Raw genomic sequence first — 21,680 nt, forward strand, 5'->3', positions numbered from 1 at the left:
TTAGATCACCTTTGCTTCGTTCTTGAGTTTGTCGACCAGTTCAGCAACGGAACCAACGATAACACCGGCATCGCGTGCAGGAGGCTCTGTTACCTTCACCGTGCTGATGCGTGGAGTTACGTCAACGCCAAGATCAGCAGGTGATGTTGCGTCGATAGGTTTTTTCTTCGCTTTCATGATGTTTGGGAGCGACGCATAACGTGGCTCGTTCAAACGAAGATCAACAGTTAGAACAGCTGGCATTTTGAGGCTTGCGTTTTGCAGGCCGCCATCAACTTCACGAGTGATGTTCAGCTTGTCACCAGCCACTTCAACGGCAGAGATGAAAGTGCCTTGTGACCAACCAAGAAGGGCAGATAGCATCTGGCCGGTTTGGTTGTTGTCACCATCAATTGCCTGTTTCCCAAGGATTACGAGACCTGGCTCTTCATTGGCGACAACAGCTTTTAGCAGCTTGGCAATCGCCAATGGCTGTAGATCTTCATCGCTCTGAATGTGAATGCCACGATCTGCGCCCATAGCAAGGCCAGTACGGAGAGTTTCTTGAGCCTGGGCTGGTCCAGCTGAAACAACAATGATCTCACTGGCGATGCCAGCTTCTTTCATGCGTACAGCTTGCTCAACCGCAATCTCACAGAACGGGTTCATCGCCATTTTGACGTTTGTTAATTCAACGCCAGTCTGGTCAGATTTAACCCGAACCTGCACGTTCGCGTCTATAACGCGTTTGATTGGGACGAGTACTTTCATCTAGAAGTATCCTTAATATTCGCGCTTTACCTAAGCAAAATGACAAGAATCTATAAGTCCGTCACTTTACTCTCTAACAGCCAGTCGCCGGGAACCTTAGGCCCGCCGACATACACTGTCAATGATCCCTGAAGACTTTCTCCCGAAGATCATCGGTTTGCCCCGGGTACCCAGAGCACGTCCTTGGCACCCTTGTCATTGACATGGCGAGCCAGAACAAAAAACAAATCGGAAAGACGATTTATATATTTCAATCCTTCGGGGTTGATCTCTTCGGTTTGACTTAGGGCTGATATCAATCGTTCAGCTCTGCGTGAAACTGTTCTGGCTTGATGCAGGTAAGCTGCAATTTCACTCCCCCCGGGAAGAATAAACGATTTTAAAGGTGCTAAATCAGCATTCAAATCATCTATTTCCTGTTCAAGCCTCTCTACCTGTTCGGCAGTGATTCTTAAAGGAGGGTATTCCGGATCTTTTTCTTCCGGGCAACAGAGGTCTGCGCCAAGATCAAAAAGGTCGTTTTGAATACGTGCCAGAATGTCATCAACAAGATCTTTGCTGTGTAATCGTGCAATACCTACTATGGCGTTGGTTTCGTCAACGGTTCCATAAGCTTCAACACGGAGGTCGTGTTTATGGACGCGTTTACCTGAACCAAGCGACGTTTTACCTTTGTCGCCACCTCTTGTGTAAATGCGTGTCAATTGAACCATTACAGCAAGCTCTCTTTCTAAAGGGTTGAGTTTATCGTCCTTCCTTTTCCTTTAACTACGGGAAAGAATACCTTGGAAGGAGTTGAATGATATATCACCGATGCGACTGACTTTTGACGAATAAAGCTGAAATTTTTCTTATCGAGGAGTGTTCAGCGGTTTTAACCTGTTCCTATTGGTTCTTGGCCCAAAATGCGATCAGGAAAATAATAAGTGCAATTCCTTGTGCTAAAACACGATACCGCATGAATTTGTTGGCGTGTTGTTTGTTGTATTCACCGCCGCGGGCCATGCTGATAAGCCCTGCAAAAAGGATGACAACGACAGCAACAAGGGAAAGCACCATCAAGATATTTAAAAAACTGTCCATAAGTATGTTTCCGAATTATTTTCTTGGAATTATCTCTGTGTCTAGTATTCGTTTGTCTGGTTTTACGAATTATTACACAATGTCTTGGCGGTGCATGCCTTCGATCAGATCTGAATAGGTCTCGTGATCAGGGGTGAGATAACCTTCTCTGATCAGAAAATGTATCAAAACAAGGCTGACATTGTATTTGAAATCATCCGTAGTTGTGATGCGATCGATGACTTCTTCTATTGACCAAAGGTAAAATTCTTCGACTTCTCCGTCCATGTTTTGTGGAACAAAGCTCTCATCCAGATAAAGATCATATGTATAGAGATGGTCATTTTTTAAACCATCGGGCCGTTCACAACGATAGGTGACCATCCCTGTTGCTTTGGCGGTTGATGATATTGCGCGTGGTATATTGGCTTCTTCTTCAGCTTCTTTGATCAGATTTTCCAATATACTCAAGCCATAGGGTTGTCCCCCCGCGACGATATGATCCAGTTCTCCTGGTGCATTGGGTTTGGACAAGGAGCGTTTTCCAATCCAAACCTTCAATCCTTGTTCCGTTTGAACGAGGCCGTTGACATGAACGCCGTAGCTACGAATGCCAAAATGGCCAGAAGCCCCGCGATCCATTTTGAATAGAGGGGGGCGGTGCCAGCTATTGGTTACGGCGTATTCTTCATCCCGCCACCTTGGAATGGTGCCTTCTTTTACCAGCACTTTGATCACGTTCTCGACTTCGCTGGTGCGGCTTTCAAATGTTGTTAGTTTATCTGAGAGAGTGACGCTTTGTGATGACACATTAAAGGCAGAGCTGAAATCTTTTAACCTTGTCGCCAAATCATGCGTGATATGCCCATGGACTTCATTATTGATAATGAAGGTACGGTAATTTTCCGGTTGCCAGAAATGACAAGCTTTGACGCGCTCTAACAGAGACAAAGAGAACTCCTGAATTATTTGCTGCGGGGAGGCATTATTTCAGGAGTATATTGCGGTTTCCCCGATTTATTGGCAATGAGATTTATGTGTAAAACTTTAAAACAAAGCAGGTGGTCGGATTCAAGCCCGTTTTGAAAAGTTTATATTAACCGTGTTGAGTTGAGCTTGGTTTTTTTAGCTCCATTAACTCTTTGGGGGCTTCAAAGGAACTTTTTGATTCAAGAATAGCTGTGGGTTGAACGCTAGGTGCGTGAGATCGTCCAAGGAACATGACGCCAAAGACAAGGAGGGCAGCTGAAAAAGCGATGCGAAAAATAAGGTTCATTTTGATCTCTTTGCTCATTAATTGAGCTGAATAGTACTGACAAAACAAATGTCTAAGTACGAAAAATTGAATTTGATGATCTATGTATGGATGGCATCAACTATTACAAGGGCCATGCATAAACTTTCTTATGGTTAAATGGGAGCAGTCTTTTGTGATTAGAATTCACTTTTTAGTGAGCACGAATTACAACTCAAATTTATCTCCTTACCTTTTGAAGGAAAATCACTCGACTTAATTCTCTCTTAAAGCTGTTTTCCCGTCTAATGAAACGGATATAGGAAGTTACTCTGCAGCCGTTTTATAGGGCGCAGACAAAATGTTTGTTATGTCGCTCAGGATCGAACCGAGATCAAAATCCTTTGGTGTATAGACTGCGGATACACCCAATTTCAGCAGGTGTTCAGCATCTTCTTTTGGGATAATGCCTCCGACGACTACTGGGATGTCGGGAATTCCTGCCTTTTCCATTTTCAGGATGATTTCTTTTACCAAGGGAAGGTGAGATCCGGAAAGGATGGAGAGACCTATAATATGAACACCTTCTTCCAGCGCGGCGTTTACAATCTGTGCTGGTGTTAAACGAATGCCTTCGTAAACGACTTCATATCCAGCTTCTTTTGCGCGAACCGCAATTTGTTCTGCGCCGTTTGAATGACCATCAAGACCCGGTTTGCCAACAAGCATTTTGGGGCGACGGCCCAGTTTTTCCGTCAACTGATTCAGATCTGCGCGTATCTTTATGAGGCTGTCCCGATCATTTTCGTTTAGCGTGCTCTGGCCAACCCCGGTCGGCGCGCGAAACTCACCAAAAATTTCGCGAAGCGTTTGCGCCCATTCGCCTGTTGTGACCCCTGCATGCGCACAGGTAATCGAGCTTTCCATGATGTTCTTGTTTTCCATGGCCGCAGCTCTTAGCTGGGAAAGTGCCTGTTTGACATCATCAGCATTTCTGTTTTGACGCCAGAGCTTTAATTTTTCAACTTGTTGAGCTTCTGCGGCGTCATCAGTTTTTAGGAAGCCGCTATCCTCCCCTGTGGTGAGGGGAGAGGGTTCTGTTTCTGTATGCTTGTTGACCCCGATTACGGTGAGATCGCCGCTTTCTATATCTCTGAATCTCTGTGCGGCTGATTCAACCAATTTCCCCTTCATGTAAGAGCTTTCAACGGCGGCGACTGCGCCCCCCATTTCGTCTATGCGGGCAAGCTCTTCTTTTGTTTCGGCCATGAGCGCCTGAACTTTGTTCTCGATCTCTGTAGAGCCATTGAAAATATCGCCATATTCAAGAAGGTCGGATTCAAAGGCTACAATTTGTTGCAATCTCAGTGACCATTGTTGGTCCCAAGGCCGTGGAAGTCCCATAGCTTCATTCCAGGCTGGAAGTTGGACGGCACGGGCTCGGGCATCTTTGGAAAGGACAACGGCCAGCATTTCGAGCAGGATGCGATAGACGTTATTTTCAGGTTGTTGTTCCGTGAGGCCAAGAGAATTGACCTGAACGCCGTATCTGAAGCGTCGGTATTTTTCTTCGGTTACGCCGTACCGTTCCTGACAGATTTCATCCCAGAGTCGTGTGAAGGCTCGCATTTTGCAAAGCTCTGTTACAAAGCGTACTCCCGCATTTACAAAAAATGAAATTCTGCCAACTACTCTTGAAAAATCTTCATCCGGCACTTGTCCTGATGCCTTAACCGAATCAAGAACCGATATGGCTGTTGCCAAGGCATAGGCAAGTTCCTGAACGGGTGTCGCACCGGCTTCCTGAAGGTGGTAGGAGCAGACATTCATGGGATTCCATTTAGGAACTTCGTTATAGGTAAAGGAAATCACATCAGTGATAAGGCGCATTGATTGCTGCGGTGGGAAGATATAGGTACCGCGAGACAGATATTCCTTGATCAAATCGTTCTGTGTCGTTCCGGATAATTTGCTGCGGTCCACACCTTGTTTCTCTGCGCAGGCGATGTAGAGCGCCAATAGCCAAGGGGCAGTCGCATTGATGGTCATGGATGTATTCATTTGATCCAATGGGATCTCGTGAAACAGTGTTTCCATATCCCCCAGGTGAGAGATGGGAACACCTACTTTGCCCACTTCACCCTGAGCTAAAACATGATCCGAGTCGTAGCCTGTTTGCGTTGGAAGATCAAAGGCGACAGACAAGCCTGTTTGCCCCTTTTTCAGATTCGTTTTGTAGAGTTCGTTGGATGTCTTGGCCGTGGAATGCCCGGCATAGGTTCTGAATAACCAAGGGCGATCAATCGTTTTTGCTGCATGTGCGTTGTTGTTTGTTTTTTGTGAGCCCTCAGACATCCGAAATTTCCCTGAATTTTTCGTTATTGTCGTTATTTTGTTAAAATATAGACATAAAATTACTATATTATCTAGTGTTTAGTAAAAATATAATAATTGTGCGTTGCAAAAAAATCAACTCGAGCTAAACTGATTTTCAACAGTGAGAAAGTTTTTGCCATTCCGGGCGACATCAAAGACCACCAGAAAGGTGGCATGAATGGGGATAAGGCTAAGATGAGTGAAACAGCACAAGTCGTGGACATTACGGCACACCAGGAAAAAAAAGATCTCTATGAAGTTGGGGAAATTCCCCCGATGGGACATGTACCAAAGCAGATGTATGCCTGGACCATTCGCCGGGAGCGTCAGGGTAATCCTGAGCAGGCGATGCAGGTTGAAGTCGTAGATATCCCAAAGCTAGAAAACAATGAAGTTCTTGTTCTCGTGATGGCGGCAGGCGTTAATTATAACGGTGTCTGGGCTGGTCTTGGGAAGCCTATTTCAGTTTTTGATGTCCATAAGGAGCCCTATCACATTGCGGGATCTGATGCGTCCGGGATTGTCTGGGCTGTGGGGTCAAAAGTTACACGCTGGAAAGTTGGCGATGAAGTCATTGTTCATTGTAATCAGGATGACGGGGACGATGAAGAGTGCAATGGTGGTGATCCCATGTTTTCTACCTCCCAACGTATTTGGGGTTACGAAACACCTGATGGATCTTTTGCGCAGTTCACGCGGGTCCAGTCTCAACAGCTTATGCATCGTCCCCGTCACCTGACATGGGAAGAGTCCGCTTGTTATACCCTGACCCTGGCAACGGCCTATCGCATGTTGTTCGGGCATCGTCCTCATATCTTGAGGCCGGGTCATAATGTATTGGTTTGGGGGGCTTCTGGTGGTTTGGGCTCTATGGCTATCCAGTTAATTGCCACGGCCGGTGCAAATGCAATCGGTGTTATTTCTGATGAAACCAAACGTGATTTTGTGATGTCTCTTGGTGCCAAGGGGGTTTTGAACCGCCGGGATTTCGATTGTTGGGGGCGCTTGCCCGAGGTGAATGATGTCGAAGGCTATAAGGATTATATGAAAGAGGTTCGTAAATTTGGTAAGGCAATCTGGGATATTACCGGCAAGGGTAATGATGTTGATTTTGTCTTTGAACATCCGGGCGAACAAACCTTCCCGGTAAGCTGTAACATCGTTAAGCGTGGGGGCATGGTTGTTTTTTGTGCTGGTACAACGGGCTTCAATCTGACGTTTGATGCGCGATTTGTATGGATGCGTCAAAAGCGAATTCAGGGTAGTCACTTCGCCAATCTGAAACAGGCGTCCCAAGCAAATCAATTGGTTATTGAACAGCGTCTGGACCCTTGTATGTCAGAAGTCTTTTCATGGGATGATATCCCACGGGCACATACCAAGATGATGAACAATGAACACAAGCCTGGAAATATGGCTGTGTTAGTTCAGTCAACACGACCAGGGTTACGTACACTGGAAGATGTGATTGACGCTTAAAGTTTCCTGCTGCCGATAAGTGTGATGGTTATGCAAATACGGGTGCATATCTCTGTCGCTCTTTGTGATAGAGGCGTTGCGCTTATCGGCCTTTTTTTATTGTTAGATCTTGTTCCGATAGATTTCTGCTCAGCTATTTGATCTCTGATATTTGAGGGGCAGTTTCTTTGAGAATCTATGACTGGTTAATTCTATAAGAGGCAGAAAAATGTCTGAAAACCATGTGTTTTTTTCTTGTTGTGAAAAAGCGATTATCTCGGCCAAATCCTTGCAGGAGAAGGCGCGTGATTATTTGGTGAAGCAAACGACTGATGGTGATCGTATATCAGCAAGCTTAATCGAAGAGAACCAGTTTGCAGCCCATGGCTATGCCTGGATGGCGACGTATGTATCTGCATTGGAGAATATGCTGCTTTGGGCGCAGCGGTTGGATAATGAAGCTGAGTTTCGCGAACTCGAGCAGCTCATCCTCAAAATAGCCTTTGGCGAATATCTGTCTCAACTATCTGGTGGGATTGCAATTAGCCAGGTTGAAATCCTGCGTCCTCAGGATTTGGGACTAGAAGAAACTGATGTATTCAATTTTCATACAGACGATGTCCGCGCGTTGATTGCGGACGGGAATACAAAAGACAACAGAAAAGCCTTGGCCGACCTGTTGGTGAATAGCCTTGAGAGCAAAGATTTCGGAGCTTTGGGGCTTGGTGATGAGACGCTGGAAATGGTCCGGGATCAGTTTGGAAAAGTCGCCGATGATTACAGTGATGCCGCCCATGAATGGCATTTGAAAGATGAGCTCATCCCGATAGAGGTTGTTGAGCAACTGGCGGAGTTAGGTATTTTTGGGTTAACGGTTCCCGAAGAATATGGTGGCCTTGGCATGGGGAAAACGGCGATGTGTGTCGTGACCGAAGAGCTATCCCGTGGTTACATAGGCTTAGGATCTTTGGGAACACGGTCAGAAATCGCTGCTGAACTCATTCGCTTGGGCGGCACGGAAGAGCAAAAGCAAAAGTGGCTCCCTCAGATTTCGTTGGGTGAGGTTTTACCGACAGCTGTTTTTACTGAACCCAATACTGGATCAGATTTAGGATCCTTAAAAGCACGGGCAGTACTATCGGGAGATTGCTATAAAATAACAGGTAATAAGACCTGGATTACACATGCTTCGCGAAGTGACATCATGACCTTGCTGGCAAGAACCAATCCGGATGAGCCTGGTTATAAAGGTCTTTCCATGTTTATTGCGGAAAAGCCCCGGGGAAATGAGAACGAAGATTTTCCGGCTGAAGGCATGACCGGTGGCGAAATTAAGGTACTGGGTTATCGCGGCATGAAAGAATACGAACTTGGCTTTGATGGTTTTGAAGTCAAAAAAGAAAATTTGCTCGGGGCTGAGGAAGGGCAAGGGTTCAAGCAACTAATGGCAACTTTTGAATCAGCAAGAATTCAAACAGCTGCCAGAGCTGTTGGGGTTGCGCAGTGTGCTATGGAACTCGGGATGCAATATGCGCACGATCGTATCCAGTTTGGCAAATCACTGTACAATTTCCCCAGAGTTTACGGAAAACTGGTTTGGATGGCTGTCGAAACCATGATTGCGCGTCAATTGACCTATGCTTCAGCACGGGAGAAAGATTCGGATCGTCGCTGTGATATCGAAGCCGGCATGGCTAAGTTACTCGGGGCGCGGGTTGCATGGTCTAATGCAGATAACGCACTGCAGATTCACGGCGGCAATGGTTATGCGGAAGAATATAAAATCAGCCGTGTTCTGTGCGACGCACGGATTTTGAACATTTTTGAAGGTGCCGCAGAAATTCAGGCACAGGTTATTGCGCGTGGGCTTTTATCTAGTCGTAATTAAGTTGCCTTTTAATTTCGCGATCCTCATCCCTGATCGATTATCCCAACCATTCTTTTGATGTCTTCAGGACTTTGCCCCTGATCTCTGAGTTCTCTGATGGCGAGGGCATTGTGTCGTTTTGCGAGCCGATTTCCTTCTTCATCGTGGATCAGATCATGGTGGTGCCAGATTGGAACCGGTAACTTTAGCAGGGCCTGCAGAAGTCTGTGAATATGAGTGGCTTCGTAGAGATCTGTGCCTCGAGTGATACAGGAAATGTTTTGGAGCGCATCATCAACGGTAACAGATAGATGGTAGCTTGTGTGAATGTCTTTTCTGGCAAGGACAACATCGCCAAAAATTTCTGGTGTTGCCTTGATCTTTCCTCTTCTTACATCCTGCCAGTATAATTCACCTGCTAGGTTACAAGCCTGTGCCATGTCCAAACGTAGGGCGTAGCTGTCTCCCTGTGTTATACGCTTCTCTCTTTGTGCCAAGGATAGGTTTCTGCACGTTCCAGGATAAATTATCCCATCTGGCCCGTGCGGTGCACGGCCAGACTGCTGGACTTCGTTTTGAATTTCTTTGCGTGTACAAAAACAGGGATAGAGAAGATTCTGGCTATGTAATTTTGTGAGAGCCTTATGGTACTCATCCATATGTTCAGATTGAATACGCGGAGGCTCAGGCCATTTCAAGCCGAGCCATGAAAGATCTTTGTAAATCGCTTCCGTGAATTCCTTGCGGCATCGCGTGGTGTCTATATCTTCTATTCGCAGAATAAACCGAGCACCGTGTTCTCGCGCTTGCACCCAGCTAAAGAGGGCGGAATAAGCATGCCCTAGATGGAGATGCCCGCTGGGCGAAGGCGCAAAACGAAAGATCTGTTGGGGCAATGTTGTCACCAAAGGAGTAGTCATCAAATGGAATGTGCATTGAGAAGAGGGAAAAAGTCCAGTCGTGAGTGATAAAATAATACCGGATGAAGCTTTACGTGCTCCCTTGGAAGCGCTTTCCAAACAAGATCCTGATCTAGCCAAAGCATATCTTGAATGTGGTTTACCGCCAACACGATCGCAGGATGCCGGGTTTAATGGCTTGGTTGGGATGATTATTTCCCAACAGGTTTCTGTGCAATCGGCAAAGGCTATTCTGGGGAGGTTGCTGGGGCAGGTTGGCGAGATCACGCCGGAAAACATTTTGGCTTTGGATGATGATGATATGAAAGCGGCAGGTCTGAGCCGGCCAAAACAACGTTATACGCGAGGGCTGGCAGAAGATGTTTTGGCGGGACGCTTAAAGCTGGAACGTTTATCTGATATGTCGGATGATGATGTTGTTGATCACTTGATACAAGCCAAGGGTATCGGACGGTGGACATGCGAAGTGTATCTTCTGTTTGCTTTGAAGCGTCCGGACATTATGCCTGCTGCAGATCTGGCTTTGCAAGAAGCTATGAAGCATCTGAAAAACTTGAAAAGCCGCCCATCGCCTAAGGAAATGTATGAGCTTTCTGAAGGTTGGCGCCCCTATCGGAGTGCCGGTGCCCGGTTTTTATGGCACTATTATCGCCACGCTGGTATCGCCTGATTTTAGAGATTTTAACTTCTTTAGATGGCTCTATTGTTGAGAATTTGTTAACCATTTGGCTAAAATAGATGACCTGCAGAAAAAAATCGTGTAAAAGTAGGTAGTTATTCATGGGGGGCATGTAAATGTCAGAGGTAACATTAACTGGACCTCGTCACGAGCCGAGCTCGGGTGGGCCAGCAAAAGAACTAATAATCATGCTGCATGGTCTTGGTGCAGATGGGCAGGATTTAATTGGTCTTGCGCCTTATTTTGCGAATGCTCTGCCCGATGCTGCAATTGTTTCTCCTGATGCGCATCAACCTTGTGATATGGCCCCTATGGGACGTCAGTGGTTCAGTTTGATGAGCAGGGATCGCGATCTTATTCTCGATGGAATTCAAAAAGCCGCACCTATCGTGCAAGCTTTCATTGATGAAGAAATGGCGCGCTATAAATTGCCGCCGGAACGTGTGTTCCTTATGGGGTTTTCCCAAGGAGCCATGATGGCCTACCATCTCGGGTTCCGACAAAAATCGCCGCTTGCCGGCATGATGTGCTTTTCCGGTATGCTGGTTGCGCCGGATTTACTTAAGGACGAGCTATCAAGCAAATGTCCAGTACTGGCGATCCACGGTGATCAGGATGAAGTGGTGCCCCCAGAAGCTCTACCTGCGGCTGTTGAAGCTATGACAGAGCATGAGATTACTGTTTATCAAGAAATGATCTCCAAGCTTGGACATGGCATTGATGAAAACGGTATTCGAATGGGTGTCGGGTTTGTAACTGAAATTCTCGGCTATGCTGTTAAAGATGAGTAGGCTTCGAAAAACGCACTTTTTGCGGTGTTGAACAAGGGCTCTTTTTCGTGCTGAAAAAGAGCCTTTTTTGTATCCGATCGATTGCAGTTTTATGAATTGAATTATGACAGTTGAATCTGAATTTTGTGTTTCTTTTGTTACTCTGACACAAAATGTTGTATGTTGGTGAAAAGAGCATTACTTTTAAATAGATACTTCAGTATCGTTCGGTTTAGGTGCTTTGGTATCATTCGCCCTGGTGTTTTGAGATCCCACGGAGGAAAAACGTGGTTTCCTTTTCAGCTAATCCGGCGTTGGTCCTAAACGCGGACTTTCGTCCACTCAGTTACTTCCCCCTTTCTCTCTTGTCCTGGCAAGATGCCATCAAAGCTGTGTTTCTTGACCGGGTTCAGATTGTTTCTGAATATGAGAGCGAGGTTCATTCGCCGTCGTTCCAAATGCGTATTCCAAGTGTTGTGGCCCTTAGGAGTTACGTTGAAATGGATCGGCGTCCGGCATTTACGCGTTTTAATGTATTTTTACGAGATGCATTTACCTGCCAATATTGTGGCGTGCAGGAGGCTTCTGAATATCTGACCTTTGATCACGTCATTCCCCGGTGTCAGGGGGGCGGCACGTCATGGGAAAATATTATTACAGCCTGTCAGTCTTGCAATCTGTCCAAGGGGGGGCGGTCACCATCAGAAGCTCGGATGATGTTGAAATCCTGGCCTCGTTGCCCGACTGTGCATGAACTTAACCAGAATGGTCGTGGTTTCCCGCCAAATTACCTTCACGAAAGCTGGCACGATTTTCTATATTGGGATGCTGAACTTGAGCGGGATAACGGCTCTTTGTGTCTGGATTGATTAGTGGGTGCTGTGCTCGGGCATTGAAATGAAGCTGTTGTGCAACAGGCCTATTTGCTTGCCTTGATTGTCCATAAGCAGAAGAAGGCCAGAGACAGTGATATAATTATGTTGTACCCCGCCATTGATATGCCAAAGAGTTCCCAAGGCACAACATCACAACGCACAATTGGCTGGTCCATAAGCTGGCTTGTCAGGTCTTCTATAGATGCAGATAGATCAAGAGCATCGCCCTGACACTCACTGGTGCCTTCCCACCACTGTTTTTCTACACCAACGTGAAAGCCAGCAATGCCAGCGCCAGCAAGAAATGACAAACTGCTTGCGCCAAGTGTCAATCGGGCGAAGCTTGGATGCTTCCTTAGAATCCAGGCCAACAGGGCGAAACCTGTCGCGACAACATAGGCCCAGCGTTGATACATACAGAGAACACAGGGATAAAGGCCGCCAATATATTGGAATGCTAAGGCGGTCCCCAGAACGGCTGCACTGGATGCAATGGCAACCAGTGCCATTGATCCTGTTTTGATATCTTTAACAATCTCGATAAGTGCAGCCATTTTTGCTGACCTGTAGTTTTTAGAGAAGATACTTCAAGGCAACGAAGCCGCCGATCAGTAGTATGCAGAAGATTGTGGCAAGAATATTGAGGTATTTCTCAATAAATATTCTTATGGGTTGTCCGAAATACCATAAAAGTCCTGCGACAAAAAAGAACCGGAGCCCACGGGCACCAAGAGAAGATATACTGAAAACAGTAAAGTTAAGCTCAAAAAATCCAGAAGCAATCGTAATTACCTTGTAGGGGAAAGGTGTTACCCCTGCGATAAATACGATCCAGGCGCCCCAGTCGTTATATCGTGTTCTGAAATCCTCCAGATACTCTGTCTTTCCGTAGAACTCTATGATTGGTTGTCCAATAGATTCAAACAGGAAGGCACCAATTCCATAGCCAAACATCCCCCCCAAAACAGAAGCGATTGTGGCAACAAGGGCTATTTTCCAGGCTTGATCACGTGCCGCCAAGACCATTGGAATAATCAAAATGTCCGGTGGAATTGGAAAAACTGAACTTTCAATAAAGGCGATAAAGCCAAGAGCTAAAAGCGCATGCGGGTGCGCTGCGAGACCCATGGTCCAGTTATAAAGGCTACGAAACACGGTGAGCTTCCTTTTGTTAGTCAGGAAGCGAAGAAAACAGGACTAAAGCGTGAAGGTCAAGCAGAGATACGAGGTAAGAGGGTACGCCGTATCTCTAACTCTTAAGGAATGTGGTTCCTAAGTTGCTTTGATGCTGACCAAGATGAGCAGTATTCATTCAAGGAGCTGAACAATTGTTGCTAAGGGGCCTTTGTCGCCATCCTCGGTTTCCATCTTGATACGTTGATTCTGGGCGACGCGGTAAATGCCTGATCGCTCTAGAATTCGTGCAGAAATAAAAATATCCCTGCTGCCATCATCTGGTGAAACAAATCCATAGCCTTTGTCGGCATTGAAAAATTTCACAATACCTTCGATGGTTGGCTCGCCACTTTCACTGCCCGGGGGCGGTGGCGGTTCCGGCATGGATTCGACACTGTGAATGTGTTTGACCTGCAGTCCTTTATCACCGTTAGTCAGATCACAGATTAGTTCAGCCCCTTCGGGCAAAGATCGGTGTCCTGCTTTTTCTAAAACGGATATATGAAGGAATGCGTCGGGTAATTCTTCCCCGGCCTGGACAAATCCAAAGCCTTTAGTGGCATTAAACCACTTTACGCGTGCCTGTATGTCAGGCATCTCATTTTCTGTTTGATCTACTATTACACTGGTATCCAACATGGCGCACGGTTGCTCCAGACTAACCTAAATGTAGAACTCAAATATAACCCCTCCCGAGGGTGTAATTTGAGCTTTTGGGGGAAATTTTATGATTTATGGGCGGCCATTATTTATGAAATTCTTCCCCCCAAGAAAGAGGCCGTTTAAACTAATAGTAACCTTAATCAATGGTTAAGTTCTAGTCATAGTTTACTAAAATTCATCTGGAAAAGCAAAAACCCCGGATTTCTGTGTTATTTTTGTGCCTAATTTTAGATAAATTATAAAAATGAAATCGAGGCTTGCCAAAGGCGTAAGCATCAGTAATATGCGCATCCACAAGTGCCCCCGTGGCGGAATTGGTAGACGCGCGTGACTCAAAATCTCGTATCTTCGGATGTGCCTGTTCGACTCAGGCCGGGGGCACCATTTATTTCCGCAAATCGCCGTTGAATAGGCGTTTAGATTCGTTTCTTCGACAGCGGACTCACCCAGCAACATTATAAATTTAAATTTCAGTGGAATTGGGAAAGTATTCCCTTTGTTTCCTTGAGGTTGGGAGAGGTTTAAATGCTCGAGATTGATAATGTAAAAGCACACGTTCTGGCAGAATTGGCAAAAGAACAGGGCGAGCAGTTGAGATTTATGGCGAATCTGGACCTGCGTCTTGTTTTTGGATACCTGACAGCTCAATTTATTTTGGTTGGGTGGATTACGAATCAGGCTGAACTGGCTGTTCAGTTGGTCAGTGCGATTCTTCTGGTTAACGGACTTTTGTTTGGTGTTATCGTGATGCTTTTGATCCGTCATGGACGCCGTCGACATCAGGCGTCTCAAACTTCCCGAAATATCGATTCGGCATTACAACTTTATGATACGGGAATCTATTTCGAAGGCAGCATCAAGAATCCGGATCGGCAGCGAGAAAAGAATCCTCTCTTACTCTATTGGCATCCGATTTATATTTTTATCTGTGCTATCGCATTTGGCGGCGTAAGCCTTTTGATTGCTGTTACCTATCTGGTTTGAGGGGAATTAAGTAATTTTTCGAAATAGGAAATAGCGGTTTCTTTCGCTGTCGAAATTTTCCGCAGTAAAATTGTTTTTCTATAATAGCGTGTGTCTTTGATTGTTACCTTGTTGAGATCCAAGCCTTCAGGCCAAGGCCCTTGCCAATCAGGGATAAGGGCGAAGCCAAGATCAGAATTTACGAGGACAGTTATGGCTTCTAAAGCATCCAGCTCACAAAAATCATGAACTGATATTTTATGGTCACGTAAAAACTGGGTGACCAGTTTACCACCCCATGCCCGGTGATCGTAACGAATAAAAGGTTTTTGCCGAAGCTCAATGATTAGTTCAGGTGGAAGTTTGGTACCGGCTTTTTGCCATAGATGTTCAGGCAAAGATCCTTTTGCACTGATAAAACACAGTGGCTCTTGGGTTATAACCCCAACTTTAAATTCTTTCGGCAGAGAAAAAGGTGGTGCACTTATGATGATTGCATCCAGGTCGTCCGAAAGCAGACGATTGTAGAGTTGCTTTGATGTCCCTGGATGTAACTTTACATCTAGATCATGTGACTCATTTTGTAGAAGATTCAGCGCGCCGGGGATCATGCCTGTCATAGCTGTCGAGATGACGCCAAGCTCGAGCTGACCAGATATTCGATCTTGATTTAAACCATTGATCAGATTTTGTTCAGCCCTGATCAACTGCCTTGCGTGGGGTAGAATGCGTTGTCCTGCTTCTGTTAGTTGAACTGTTTTACCTGATCTTATGGTCAGGCAACATCCCACCTGCTCTTCAAGTGCTTTTATCCGTTGGCTTATGGCTGTAGGGGTCAGCCCCTGAGATTGTGCGGCCCGTACAATAGACCCTTCTTGGGATAAAGCGATTAGGCTTCGGAGAAAATTACTGTTCAAAACAAAGATATCCTGTTGTTTGAAGGAAGAATAATACAGTAATTCTTGTTTGTTGTTCGTGCTAGATAATATTCAAATAATAAATTTGGTTCCGGCTCATAGGAGAATTCACGATGCGAAGTCTTTTTCATCTCGCTTACAATGTCCAAAATCTGGAAGAAGCACGTTCCTTTTATAGTGGTGTTCTCGGTTGTGCAGAAGGGCGGTCATCTGACACTTGGGTGGATTATGATTTTTTTGGTCATGAGATCTCTTTACATCTTGGTATCCCTTTTGATGTGCGAGCCACGGGAAAAGTTGGGGAGCATCTGGTGCCGATGCCGCATTTAGGCGTGATCCTTGAATATAACGATTGGGTTGATGTTGCAGAAAAACTGAAACAGGCTGAAATTGATTTTCTATTGGAGCCGATGGTTCGCTTTGAGGGTGAGCCCGGAGAACAATGGACAATGTTTTTCTTTGATCCATCTGGTAACCCGATAGAGATTAAAGGTTTTAAGTCTATGGATAAGGTTTTTGCATCATGAGCATTCTTTTGCTGACATCAGTATCTTCGGAAGAAGAGGCTATGTGGTTAAACAAACTCAGATCTGCTTTGCCAGAGGAAGATGTCGTTCTTTGGGCTGAGTTGAGTGATAAAGCTGAGGTTGATATGGCGATTGTTGCCAATCCACCTCAAGGCGTGCTGCACACACTTTCCAATTTAAAATGGATTCAGAGCTTATGGGCGGGGGTTGATGCATTGTTGGTTGATCCGACATTGCCCGAGAGTGTTCCTCTTGTTCGTTTGATAGATCCGACCTTATCCGCCTCTATGGCCGAAGCAACGGCCACACATGTTCTGGCCTTGCACCGGGATTTGCCACGTTACGCTCGACAACAAGAACGTCAGGAATGGCGACAGCATGAATTGCGACGATCATCTGATCGTACGGTTGGTATTCTCGGCTTGGGGGAAATGGGTGTTGCTTCGGCCCAACAGTTACGGGCATTAGGCTTTAATGTTCGCGGATGGAGCCGATCCCAGAAAAACATTGAAGGTGTTGGATGCTTTGCAGGGCAAGATGATCTCAAAGCGTTTCTTAACGGGCTGGATATATTGGTAAATCTTTTACCCCTGACACCAGAGACAAAGGGGATTTTATCAGCAGATCTGTTCTCTCAGCTTCCCAAAGGGACTGGGTTGATTAACTTTGGTCGTGGCGGACATCAAGTGGAAGGTGATGTTATTGCAGCGTTGGACGAGGGGCAGCTATCCCATGCTGTACTTGATGTATTTTCACAAGAACCACTTCCGGCGAACAACCCTTTGTGGGGGCATTCACACATTACTCTTTTGCCACATGTTGCAGCCCCCACCAATCCCGGAACAGCTGTCGAGATTGTCGCTGATAATATTAGAAAATACAGAAAAACAGGACAGCTACCAAAGCAGGTCGAGAGGTCTGCCGGGTATTAAATATCAGTTGAGTATTAATAAGCTATCTAAACGGCGCGCCCAGCGGCATGTCCAGATGCCCACGCCCACTGGAAGTTAAACCCGCCGAGATGTCCGGTTACATCGACGACCTCGCCAATAAAGAAGAGCCCGGGTCGGGTTTTGCTTTCCATAGTATTGGATGAAAGGTCTTTTGTGTTCACCCCACCAAGTGTTACTTCTGCTTTGGCGTAACCCTCATCCCCTGATGGGGTGATTATCCATTTGTGGATAGCCTCGGCTGCAGCTCGCAGTTTTTTGCTTCCCATATCAGCGGGTGTTCTGTTTTCGCTAAACCTGTCTACCCACTCCTGTGCAAAGCGTTTGCTCATGAAAGGAGCAAGAGCATTAGTCAGCGTCTTTTTTTTGTTTGCGTCAGCTATGAGTTCTTCTTCGATGTTCTGGCCGGGTAACAAATCGATGGAAAGTGATTTTCCCGGTTCCAGGTAAGAAGAGATTTGTAGAATAGCGGGGCCACTTAGTCCGCGGTGAGTGAACAGCAAGTTTTCCCGAAACTCTTGTTTCTTGACCGAGGCAATACAATCCTGTGAAACGCCGCTAAGGGTTTTGCAGAAAGCTTTGTCATCGGCGTTTAGGGTCAAAGGAACGAGAGCAGGTCGGATTGGCGTTACGGGAATATCAAATTGTTTTGCAATCCTATGGCCAAAATCTGTGGCACCGATCTTTGGTATAGAAAGCCCTCCCGTTGCGATGACTAGGGACTGACATGTTACAGCACCATTGCTGGTTTCGAGGGAAAAATTGGGCGCATTGGACTTTTCTGGTAAAGGGCGAATACCATTAACTGATACAGGGTTTTGGATCTCGACACCTGCGTCACGGCACTCTGCGAGCAGCATGTCGATAATATCCTGCGCAGAGTTGTCGCAAAAAAGCTGTCCAAGTGTTTTCTCGTGATACTTGATTTCATGTTTGGCCATCAAATCAAGGAAGTCATAGGGGGTATAGCGTGCCAAGGCCGATTTGCAGAAGTGTTTGTTTCCGGAAATAAAGTCGTTGGCTGTGGTGTGAATATTGGTAAAGTTGCAACGCCCACCGCCAGAAATGCGAATTTTCTCACAGAGTTTTTTTGCATGGTCGATGACCAAGACACGTCGGCCTCTTTTCCCGGCTTCAATTGCACACATAAGGCCTGCTGCACCGGCACCGATGATGATAACGTCCCATTTTTCCGGTTCTTTATATGGGGAGGCGTTTTGCATGGATCTCTCTTTTGGCTTTATGCTGGTTCAGGTGCCACAATGATGTAGAAACGTTAAACGGGGTCATACCTGAATTCAGAAAAAACGCCAAGCTGTAACAATATTTTGAGATAGCTTTAAATTAGAAATCTGATATGGCAATCGATATGAACCTTTATTTTAAACAGGCGATGAGTGATGCCGTTGCTATGTTGGGTTTTATTATATTTAAGAAATAGAAGCTGATGCAGAGTGTTGGATAATGGGGAATGAAGTGGCGATTTATATGATTATTGGCGGGATTGTCCTCTTCTCATTATTGCATCTGGTAACGGCAGCGCGAGACCTGAGAACCGCTATCGTTGGGCGATTAGGTGAGTTGCAGTACAAGGGGCTTTTCTCCTTTGTGTCTTTAGTCGCCTTCGGCATGGCTGTTTATGGTTATACCAAAGGGTCTTATGTTGAATATTGGGCGGCGGGCAGTGTCCTTATTCTTCTGCAAAGCTTTGTTTTGATGCCTGTGGCAATCATTCTTCTTGTCAGTTCCTACGTTACTAAAGGGACGCAAAGGTTAACCCGACACCCTATGCTCATGGGGGTGACAATTGTCTGTTTCAGTCATGTACTTGTGAACGGCGATCTTATTTTTATCCTCTTTTTTGGCGGGCTAGGGATTTATGCTGTTTTTGCAATGATTTGGTCGGATCATCAGCGCCGTATATCAAAAGATCTGCAGGATAAGCTGTTTTTAGCGCAGACAGCCTACCTTCCTTCTTTAAAGCGATTACATCAAAACAATGAGGATGTGTTGCCCAGACTGGGGGCGCTGGGGCCTGTTATCGGTGCTGTGAGTTATGGGTTAGCAATAACATACCACGGGCAGCTTTTAGGGGTGTCGCCCCTCTCTTCGTTGTTGGCGTCGTAACGTTGTGAACTGTAAAGGTGGCCAGACGGTTAGCTGGATACAATTTTATGGGTAAATTTTTTTTGCAATGGTTATAAGGCCGGCGCGACGGTAACAACGCGCGAGAGGACAAAATGTCTGGCTTGGGAGCGGTCTATCCTTAAAGACCTTTATCCGAAAGATAGGGATCTTCAGCCTGTCTTAAATGTCTGTGATCGGTACCGATTTGGTAACAAAGATCCTTTCGTAAAATAGAAGAACTGCGAAATTTGGTTAGGTGCTATGTCTGGTGATATGACAACTTTACTTGCATTTCGTGACCAGAAGTTTACCTAGGTGTCAGAATTTATTTATGAACGGAAAGATTGATGATCAAACTCTATGGAATTAAGAACTGTGATACATGCAGAAAGGCACTCAAAACATTGTCTGCTGCAGGTCTTGATCATCAGTATCATGATTTCCGTGTGGATGGTTTGTCTGTAGAAGATCTTGATAAGTGGATTGCTGCGGCAGGGTGGGAAAAGCTTCTTAATAAAAGAGGCACGACCTGGCGGAACTTATCTGATGATATCAAAGAGTCCGTGAATGAAGCTGTTGCCCGTGATTTGATGCTAGAAAACCCTACGCTCATCAAGCGTCCGGTTTTTGATGCACCCCAAGGTGTTATTGTCGGGTTTACAAAAACCGAACAAGCCCTTTTAGGTCTTTAGGAGCGTATTGTGGCTGATCAATCTAATGATAAAAAATTTGCTGGTAGCAAGGCAAGTTCTGAGAAACAGCAGGCGCGTAAAGAAAGATTTTTAGCGCAAAAACACGAAAAAGATAGCGAGCAGTCACGCAATACCGACCATCAAAACAAGCGACAGCATAGCAGATCGCGCGATGATCGTGGAAGAGAACAAAATCAGTCAGGTGAGAGAAATTTCTATACAAAGCGATCAGATGTTGAGCCGGTAAAAAGTGGTGCAAGACTGGCGCGTGGTGCGGAGCGCGTTGACTTGCCTATGGGGCGTTTATTGTTTCACGTCCTGGCTGTTCTGGAAGAAGCCACGAACTCTGATAGCCCCATAGATCGAGCGCTTGCGGCGCATTTTTCGAATATAAAAGGTCGATTAACTCCGCGTGATCACGATCGTATCCGCGATATGGTATGGGGTGTGGTGCGCCGTTATCGGCGCTTGTTATGGTGGCTGGAGATCAATGGGCAAACGCCACAAGTACGTAAGCTCCTTCTTGCAGACCTTGTTCTTACCCATGGTAAGAATGTTCAGGACATTACGCATTTTTGCAAAGGTGGCGGCGGATATCTCAAGCGTTTGACGGATTCAGAAGCGCGTGCGTTGAGTGCAATGGATGGGAAGCGCCTTGCAGATGAAACCATGCCAGAGGCTGTTACTTTAGAATGTCCAGCCTGGGCAGAAAAGGGATTGCGCGAGGTCTTCGGAGATCGTTTTTCTGAAGAACTTGACGCTTTGCGAGAACCTGCTCCATTGGATATTCGGGTTAATCCTTTTAAGGGAAATCGCGACGATTTGATTCCAAGATTGGAAAAGGCGGGATGTACAGTCGAAAAACTCGATTGGCTTCCCCATGGACTAAGGATTACGGACGCTGGGCGGAAAGCACACTTACCTTTCTATGAACGTGGCGAGTTTGAGATTCAGGATGCCGGATCACAGGTTCTGGCGGCAATGGTTGCGGTTGAGCCTGGGCAGCGGGTTATTGATTTCTGTGCCGGAGCTGGTGGTAAAACCCTGGCATTGGCTGCAGAAATGGATAATCGCGGACAACTTATTGCTGCAGATGTTCATAACAAACGTTTGGCCCGTGCAGCACAACGCTTGAAGCGCGCCGGGGTTTTTAATGCTGAACGCAAAGTATTGGATAGCGAGCGGGATCCCTGGGTGAAAAAGAACAAGGGTAAATTTGATCGCGTTCTCGTTGACGCGCCTTGTAGTGGCACAGGTTCCTGGCGCCGTGCCCCTGATTCGAAATGGCGCAGAGATGAAAAGGATTTGGAAGAACTGGTAGCGTTACAGGAAAGTATTCTGACATCTGCAGCCCGTTTGGTTAAGCCCGGTGGACGTTTAGTCTACGCTACCTGTTCTCTCTTGCCTGTTGAAAATGAAGATCAGGTGGCAAAACTGCTCCGTTCCCGGCCTGATTTTAAGTTGGTACCTGTGAAAAATGTATGGGAAGTGAAAATGCCTTCACCCATGCCTGAGGCTATGGGGGATATGCTTCGTTTAAGTCCGGCCACAAATGATACAGATGGATTTTTTGCGGCTGTTCTTGAAAGAGATACAGATTAAGTTGTTGATTTACCCACTATAGGAATGGTGAACATCGCTATTCAGGTCGATTATTTGTACTCAAGACTTATG

The 21,680-nt window shown here is 46.0% G+C and carries 23 protein-coding genes and 1 tRNA gene; 12 read left to right on the forward strand and 12 right to left on the reverse strand.

All coding sequences use genetic code 11. The features are described 5' to 3' along the window. The 6 genes from BKB51_RS10065 to BKB51_RS10090 all read right to left on the reverse strand — a co-directional run bounded on the left by BKB51_RS10065 (position 1) and on the right by BKB51_RS10090 (position 5,428). A complete protein-coding gene (locus BKB51_RS10065) occupies positions 1-750 on the reverse strand; it encodes an electron transfer flavoprotein subunit beta/FixA family protein (RefSeq protein WP_085900976.1) in 750 nt (249 codons plus the stop codon). Between the two features lie 149 nt (positions 751-899). Further along, on the reverse strand, positions 900-1,463 hold the full coding sequence (locus BKB51_RS10070) for a cob(I)yrinic acid a,c-diamide adenosyltransferase (protein WP_085900977.1): 564 nt from the start codon (positions 1,461-1,463) through the stop codon (positions 900-902). Between the two features lie 172 nt (positions 1,464-1,635). Beyond that, on the reverse strand, positions 1,636-1,833 hold the full coding sequence (locus BKB51_RS10075) for a twin transmembrane helix small protein (RefSeq protein WP_085900978.1): 198 nt from the start codon (positions 1,831-1,833) through the stop codon (positions 1,636-1,638). Between the two features lie 72 nt (positions 1,834-1,905). Beyond that, entirely contained in the window at positions 1,906-2,763 is an 858-nt protein-coding gene (locus tag BKB51_RS10080; RefSeq protein ID WP_085900979.1) for a DUF4743 domain-containing protein, read from the reverse strand. A 145-nt stretch (positions 2,764-2,908) separates the two neighbouring features. Then, positions 2,909-3,088, reverse strand: coding sequence for a hypothetical protein (locus BKB51_RS10085; RefSeq protein ID WP_085900980.1), 180 nt, complete (start codon positions 3,086-3,088; stop codon positions 2,909-2,911). Positions 3,089-3,373: 285 nt separating this feature from the next. Next, the gene (locus BKB51_RS10090) at positions 3,374-5,428 is read right to left on the reverse strand and encodes a methylmalonyl-CoA mutase family protein (RefSeq protein ID WP_245813275.1); all 2,055 of its coding nucleotides are present in this window, start codon (positions 5,426-5,428) and stop codon (positions 3,374-3,376) included. Between the two features lie 189 nt (positions 5,429-5,617). On the opposite strand from BKB51_RS10090, the gene ccrA reads away from it, so the two are divergent. Then, positions 5,618-6,901 (forward strand): crotonyl-CoA carboxylase/reductase, encoded by a 1,284-nt coding sequence (ccrA, locus tag BKB51_RS10095; protein WP_085901464.1) that lies wholly within the window; start codon positions 5,618-5,620, stop codon positions 6,899-6,901. 208 nt (positions 6,902-7,109) lie between these two features. Next, a complete protein-coding gene (locus tag BKB51_RS10100; RefSeq protein WP_085900981.1) occupies positions 7,110-8,768 on the forward strand; it encodes an acyl-CoA dehydrogenase family protein in 1,659 nt (552 codons plus the stop codon). A gap of 23 nt (positions 8,769-8,791) precedes the next feature. On the opposite strand, the gene gluQRS is transcribed toward BKB51_RS10100, so the two are convergent. Then, complete coding sequence (gene gluQRS, locus BKB51_RS10105) at positions 8,792-9,667, reverse strand: tRNA glutamyl-Q(34) synthetase GluQRS (protein WP_085900982.1); 876 nt, start codon at positions 9,665-9,667, stop codon at positions 8,792-8,794. Positions 9,668-9,707: 40 nt separating this feature from the next. Between gluQRS and BKB51_RS10110 the strand changes: the two genes are divergently transcribed. The 3 genes from BKB51_RS10110 to BKB51_RS10120 all read left to right on the forward strand — a co-directional run bounded on the left by BKB51_RS10110 (position 9,708) and on the right by BKB51_RS10120 (position 11,985). After that, positions 9,708-10,337, forward strand: a complete 630-nt coding sequence (locus BKB51_RS10110; protein ID WP_085900983.1) for a DNA-3-methyladenine glycosylase family protein — start codon at positions 9,708-9,710, stop codon at positions 10,335-10,337. 125 nt (positions 10,338-10,462) lie between these two features. Next, positions 10,463-11,137 (forward strand): alpha/beta hydrolase, encoded by a 675-nt coding sequence (locus tag BKB51_RS10115; RefSeq protein WP_085900984.1) that lies wholly within the window; start codon positions 10,463-10,465, stop codon positions 11,135-11,137. A 266-nt stretch (positions 11,138-11,403) separates the two neighbouring features. Further along, positions 11,404-11,985 (forward strand): HNH endonuclease, encoded by a 582-nt coding sequence (locus BKB51_RS10120; RefSeq protein WP_085900985.1) that lies wholly within the window; start codon positions 11,404-11,406, stop codon positions 11,983-11,985. 50 nt (positions 11,986-12,035) lie between these two features. Here the strand turns inward: BKB51_RS10120 and BKB51_RS10125 are convergent, their stop codons facing one another. The 3 genes from BKB51_RS10125 to BKB51_RS20975 all read right to left on the reverse strand — a co-directional run bounded on the left by BKB51_RS10125 (position 12,036) and on the right by BKB51_RS20975 (position 13,806). Further along, a complete protein-coding gene (locus BKB51_RS10125; protein ID WP_085900986.1) occupies positions 12,036-12,545 on the reverse strand; it encodes a disulfide bond formation protein B in 510 nt (169 codons plus the stop codon). Between the two features lie 19 nt (positions 12,546-12,564). Next, positions 12,565-13,146 (reverse strand): YqaA family protein, encoded by a 582-nt coding sequence (locus BKB51_RS10130; protein ID WP_085900987.1) that lies wholly within the window; start codon positions 13,144-13,146, stop codon positions 12,565-12,567. 153 nt (positions 13,147-13,299) lie between these two features. Then, positions 13,300-13,806, reverse strand: a complete 507-nt coding sequence (locus tag BKB51_RS20975) for a cold-shock protein (RefSeq protein WP_245813260.1) — start codon at positions 13,804-13,806, stop codon at positions 13,300-13,302. A gap of 323 nt (positions 13,807-14,129) precedes the next feature. Between BKB51_RS20975 and BKB51_RS10140 the strand changes: the two genes are divergently transcribed. Next, positions 14,130-14,214, forward strand: a tRNA-Leu gene (locus BKB51_RS10140). A gap of 141 nt (positions 14,215-14,355) precedes the next feature. Beyond that, entirely contained in the window at positions 14,356-14,814 is a 459-nt protein-coding gene (locus BKB51_RS10145; RefSeq protein ID WP_085900988.1) for a hypothetical protein, read from the forward strand. On the opposite strand, the gene BKB51_RS10150 is transcribed toward BKB51_RS10145, so the two are convergent. Continuing rightward, entirely contained in the window at positions 14,802-15,710 is a 909-nt protein-coding gene (locus BKB51_RS10150) for a LysR family transcriptional regulator (RefSeq protein ID WP_085900989.1), read from the reverse strand. The two genes, BKB51_RS10145 and BKB51_RS10150, sit on opposite strands and share 13 nt — an antisense overlap. 113 nt (positions 15,711-15,823) lie before the next feature. On the opposite strand from BKB51_RS10150, the gene BKB51_RS10155 reads away from it, so the two are divergent. Then, positions 15,824-16,237 carry a VOC family protein gene (locus tag BKB51_RS10155; protein WP_085900990.1) on the forward strand — a complete coding sequence of 138 codons (414 nt, stop codon included), beginning with the start codon at positions 15,824-15,826 and terminating at the stop codon, positions 16,235-16,237. Continuing rightward, positions 16,234-17,169 carry a 2-hydroxyacid dehydrogenase gene (locus BKB51_RS10160; protein ID WP_085900991.1) on the forward strand — a complete coding sequence of 312 codons (936 nt, stop codon included), beginning with the start codon at positions 16,234-16,236 and terminating at the stop codon, positions 17,167-17,169. The genes BKB51_RS10155 and BKB51_RS10160 overlap by 4 nt, the downstream gene beginning before the upstream one ends. A gap of 26 nt (positions 17,170-17,195) precedes the next feature. On the opposite strand, the gene BKB51_RS10165 is transcribed toward BKB51_RS10160, so the two are convergent. Next, positions 17,196-18,410, reverse strand: a complete 1,215-nt coding sequence (locus tag BKB51_RS10165) for a BaiN/RdsA family NAD(P)/FAD-dependent oxidoreductase (protein WP_085900992.1) — start codon at positions 18,408-18,410, stop codon at positions 17,196-17,198. Positions 18,411-18,663: 253 nt separating this feature from the next. Here BKB51_RS10165 and BKB51_RS10170 point away from each other — a divergent pair, with 253 nt between their 5' ends. The 3 genes from BKB51_RS10170 (at position 18,664) to BKB51_RS10180 (ending at position 21,608) form a co-directional block, all read left to right on the forward strand. Continuing rightward, complete coding sequence (locus tag BKB51_RS10170; protein WP_158090201.1) at positions 18,664-19,314, forward strand: NnrU family protein; 651 nt, start codon at positions 18,664-18,666, stop codon at positions 19,312-19,314. 347 nt (positions 19,315-19,661) lie between these two features. Next, positions 19,662-20,006 (forward strand): ArsC family reductase, encoded by a 345-nt coding sequence (locus tag BKB51_RS10175; protein ID WP_085900994.1) that lies wholly within the window; start codon positions 19,662-19,664, stop codon positions 20,004-20,006. Positions 20,007-20,015: 9 nt separating this feature from the next. Beyond that, complete coding sequence (locus tag BKB51_RS10180; RefSeq protein ID WP_085900995.1) at positions 20,016-21,608, forward strand: RsmB/NOP family class I SAM-dependent RNA methyltransferase; 1,593 nt, start codon at positions 20,016-20,018, stop codon at positions 21,606-21,608. The last annotated feature ends 72 nt before the right edge of the window (positions 21,609-21,680 follow it).

The sequence above is a fragment of the Kiloniella majae genome (assembly GCF_002118315.1).
In the GTDB taxonomy this organism is placed as follows: Bacteria; Pseudomonadota; Alphaproteobacteria; order Kiloniellales; family Kiloniellaceae; genus Kiloniella; species Kiloniella majae.

Bases quoted from the DNA above. Each gene is read 5' to 3' on its own strand.
- BKB51_RS10065 (WP_085900976.1), bottom strand. From the start codon at position 750: ATGAAAGTACTCGTCCCAATCAAACGCGTTATAGACGCGAACGTGCAG.
- BKB51_RS10125 (WP_085900986.1), bottom strand. From the start codon at position 12,545: ATGGCTGCACTTATCGAGATTGTTAAAGATATCAAAACAGGATCAATG.
- gluQRS (WP_085900982.1), bottom strand. From the start codon at position 9,667: ATGACTACTCCTTTGGTGACAACATTGCCCCAACAGATCTTTCGTTTT.
- BKB51_RS10115 (WP_085900984.1), top strand. From the start codon at position 10,463: ATGTCAGAGGTAACATTAACTGGACCTCGTCACGAGCCGAGCTCGGGT.
- BKB51_RS10155 (WP_085900990.1), top strand. From the start codon at position 15,824: ATGCGAAGTCTTTTTCATCTCGCTTACAATGTCCAAAATCTGGAAGAA.
- BKB51_RS10145 (WP_085900988.1), top strand. From the start codon at position 14,356: ATGCTCGAGATTGATAATGTAAAAGCACACGTTCTGGCAGAATTGGCA.
- BKB51_RS10165 (WP_085900992.1), bottom strand. From the start codon at position 18,410: ATGCAAAACGCCTCCCCATATAAAGAACCGGAAAAATGGGACGTTATC.
- BKB51_RS10175 (WP_085900994.1), top strand. From the start codon at position 19,662: ATGATCAAACTCTATGGAATTAAGAACTGTGATACATGCAGAAAGGCA.
- BKB51_RS10085 (WP_085900980.1), bottom strand. From the start codon at position 3,088: ATGAACCTTATTTTTCGCATCGCTTTTTCAGCTGCCCTCCTTGTCTTT.
- BKB51_RS10075 (WP_085900978.1), bottom strand. From the start codon at position 1,833: ATGGACAGTTTTTTAAATATCTTGATGGTGCTTTCCCTTGTTGCTGTC.
- BKB51_RS10070 (WP_085900977.1), bottom strand. From the start codon at position 1,463: ATGGTTCAATTGACACGCATTTACACAAGAGGTGGCGACAAAGGTAAA.
- BKB51_RS10100 (WP_085900981.1), top strand. From the start codon at position 7,110: ATGTCTGAAAACCATGTGTTTTTTTCTTGTTGTGAAAAAGCGATTATC.
- BKB51_RS10160 (WP_085900991.1), top strand. From the start codon at position 16,234: ATGAGCATTCTTTTGCTGACATCAGTATCTTCGGAAGAAGAGGCTATG.
- ccrA (WP_085901464.1), top strand. From the start codon at position 5,618: ATGAGTGAAACAGCACAAGTCGTGGACATTACGGCACACCAGGAAAAA.
- BKB51_RS20975 (WP_245813260.1), bottom strand. From the start codon at position 13,806: ATGTTGGATACCAGTGTAATAGTAGATCAAACAGAAAATGAGATGCCT.